This window comes from Chitinophaga sp. (genome assembly GCF_036566945.1).
GTDB lineage: Bacteria > Bacteroidota > Bacteroidia > Chitinophagales > Chitinophagaceae > Chitinophaga.
Genome location: NZ_DATCVJ010000887.1, coordinates 1 through 3,331, shown reverse-complemented (window position 1 = coordinate 3,331; position 3,331 = coordinate 1). Strand labels below are relative to the sequence as shown.

Here is a 3,331-nt window from a genome sequence, read left to right as displayed (position 1 = left end):
AAGCCCGTTGAACAATGGTGCAAAGTGGCAGGTCGCACATTGTGCCTTGCCCATAAATAAATTGAAACCGTTGATTTGTGCCGGTGTCATCGCCTGTTTATTCCCCGCGAAATAATCATCCATGGCGCTGCTCATAGGAGCGAGGTTACCCAGGTAGGCTGCAATGGCAGCGGAGAGATGAGCCATGGTGATAGCGGTGGTATCATCGTTAGCTTCCGGAAACGCTGCATGAAAAGCTGCGCGATAAGCAGCGCTGTCTCTGAGCCGGGAAATTACTACGGCATGCACACCATTCATTTCCTCCGGGTTACTGATCACCTGTGCAATTTGCTTTGACAAATTACGGGCCCGGCCATCCCAGAACTGCGCATACTGGAATCCGGCGTAATACAGACTGGGCGCATTTCTGCGAACATGATGTTTGCCATCAAGCGTTATGCTGGTTTTAAGTCCATCACTGAAATATTTTTCAGGTTGATGACAGGTTGCGCAGTTGCGGGTATTATTCCCGGATAATGCTTTTTCAAAGAACAGCTGTTGACCTAACGTTTTCAGCGCGGCGGTAGCTTTTGTGCTATCCGGAAAAACAGCCAGGTTCAGGGCGTTTTTACTAAACAGGTTTTTAGCGTTGTAGTTCAGGGCGCTGCGGGTATGCTGATCCAGTTGTAACGTAGCAATGAGTTGGCTCAACTGCTCCTGCAGCGGCAATGCGCAGGTAGTTAGGAATTCCAGCCGGTTGAACGTATCAAAATCAGGATGCTGTTGCAGGTATTGAATGCACTGTGTCAGGGAATTTTTTACGGGTATAGTTTCGGGAGAAGTAGTAGGGAGCCAGGGCTGTAGCACGGCCTGGATTGTTTGCATAGACTGACACGTTTCGGCGATACCACTTTTTAATTCCGGGGCATCGTAGCCCGTAATGCCGTTTGCGTATAGCCGTACCAGTTCGATACGGATACTTTCCATAATGGATTTGTCGGTAGTGCGAAACTGGTATAAGAGGGCTGGCAGATCTGCGGCGGAAGCGCTGATTACTGCGGCTTCTTCCATTAATTCTTTTTTCCGGGAGACAGGATCTTTATCGTACAGAAGCACTGCGATCTGCTGTAATCCGGCAGGCGCTTGGTATTCCATATAGGGTTCGTCTATTTCCGTTTTAGCCGGACGATTATACACCAGGGAGGAGCTGAAGAAAAAGTAGTCGAGGAAAAATTCTATTCGTTTGTATTGCTGGCGGCATTTTTTTAGGGCAGTTTTGGCATCGGCAATGCTACCGGGCCGGGTAGCATTGATGGCATGTATGGCCTTTTCCAGTTCCAGGGAGGCCGCCGCAAAACCAGCGGCGCCTTCCCTGAAAACGGTCACCGTATGAGCAAACCCTTTATCATCTTCCGTCTGTTTAAATCCCCATGCGCTGAAAACAGCCACGAGTACAAACAGCGGCCAGATGATCCAGCTGATCTTATTTCGATACATGTACGGTAAAAGTATCTTTGATATTATTGAACGTATCTGTCACGGTGTATTTGGTCACTGCCGCGGTAGGCGTTACCGTTATACTTCTGCCGGTGTCGGTACGATTGTTCCATTTGTAGGCGCCAATGAAGGAGGCGGTCAGCGTGGCGGTTTGTCCTTTTTTAATGTGGATATCCGTTTGACGGTTTACATTTTTCATCATGGTAAACTGATCGCGGATGGTGCCATCTGCGCAGATCCATTTCAGATCGAGGCGGTTGTCCTGGATTTCCAGCATGCTGGAGCCGCCATGGTCTGCATCCGAGAAGTACATGGCCTTATGTGGAAACGTGGTTTGTTTGCCACCCAGTTTTCCGGCAGAACCGCTCACTACGTATACGGTACCGGTGTTGCGGATACTGTCTTTGATATAGGGCGCTGCATTACTGCCGCCGTCATATCGTCCGGAAGACTGGCTCACATTATGTTTGGCCGGATCAAAAGTATTGGCCATCCCATAATGTCCTTTGATCATCCTTGATCGTTCGTAATCGTGGCTATGTCCATTCAGTACCAGGTCTACGCCGTTGCGTTCCAGCAGCTGAATAAAGTTCTCCCGGATATATACCAGTTCATCTTCCTCATCAGAGTTATGGGAACCCATGGTATAGGGAGGATGGTGCCAGTAAGCGATCACCCAGCCTTTGTTTTTATTGGCAGCGAGGTCTTTTTTAATCCAGGTTACCTGTGGGCCGGTGGTATCGTACAGGCGGTAGGCGCTGTCTTCTTTGCCATAGCTATCGAGCGACAGGAAATGGATATTGCCCAGGTCAAACGAATAGAAGGAGGACGTGTGAGAAGGCACACCGCCTGATTCTCCTTCGGAAGGCATGGAGAAGTTCTGGTAGTAAGTAGTTTGATGGGTAAGCTGTGCCTGTTTTTCTGAGAGGTCGGTATCATGATAATCATGATTGCCCGGGGCGGGGAACAAGGGATACTTTTTCAGCAAATCGTCTTTGTATACGTTAAAGAATTTGCTTTGGTATTCCGCATCAGTGCCGTCCGGGTAAGCGTTATCTCCCAGTAATATCCATGCGTTCAGGTAGTTGTTGCCCAGGTACTTTACCAGTTGTTCTTTTACCTGCCGCTGATTCACGGAGTTATCGCCGCAGTCGCCGAGAGCGGCAATGCGATATAACGCCGTGCTGCCGGGGGCCGGCAGGGTCACGAAGTAGTTGTTGGCATCGCCCTGCAATACGTCTTTGTAACCACCAATAGCATAGTAGTAGCGGGTATTGGGTTGCAGGTGTGTTAACCGAACTTTATGCTCGGTGACCAGCGTGGCATCGTCTGTATGCTGGTCCAGCTTATCCGGCGAGGTACCATATCTAACACGACTTCTGGCAGAGGCATCGGTGCGCCACCTGATTAGTATGCCGTCACTGCTGGCGGACTGTAAATAGGGGCCGCGTAATAGTGTGGGCGTTAGCGTTACTTTCTTAACAGGAGCTTCCTGTGCCTGGGTAGTGGTATAGCCGGACAGTAGTAGCATGGAAGCGAGGACGATTAATTTCATATAGCGGGCATTATTTTTTTGTTGGCGCGGATTCCAGTTGTTTACCGGCAATGTCTTCCCAGCGATAGTAGTGGAAAGTCCTGTCGTCACTCATTACTACAAATAAGCCATGCCGGAAAGTCTCATTCAGCGGGATATTCACTATGTCGGAGCCGTCGCTGTGGCTGGCACTTACCTTTACCACTTTAAGCAGGGCATGTGTAGTTCCTTCTCGGCTGAAGATATGGAATTTATTGGCTCCCTGGTCAGATACCAGCAGGTATCCTTTTTTAGGAGATGTTTTATAGATAGAAATGCCTT

At 49.2% G+C, this 3,331-nt stretch carries 3 protein-coding genes; all 3 read right to left on the bottom strand.

From position 1 onward, the window contains the following. Positions 1 to 1,476 (bottom strand): cytochrome-c peroxidase (locus VIP81_RS26760; RefSeq protein WP_331968542.1); only part of this gene is annotated, 1,476 nt, incomplete at its 3' end. After that, the gene (locus VIP81_RS26755; RefSeq protein ID WP_331968539.1) at positions 1,463 to 3,031 is read right to left on the bottom strand and encodes a metallophosphoesterase family protein; all 1,569 of its coding nucleotides are present in this window, start codon (positions 3,029 to 3,031) and stop codon (positions 1,463 to 1,465) included. The genes VIP81_RS26755 and VIP81_RS26760, both read right to left, overlap by 14 nt. A gap of 10 nt (positions 3,032 to 3,041) precedes the next feature. After that, on the bottom strand, positions 3,042 to 3,331 hold a 290-nt coding region (locus tag VIP81_RS26750; RefSeq protein ID WP_331968536.1), incomplete at its 5' end, for a phytase.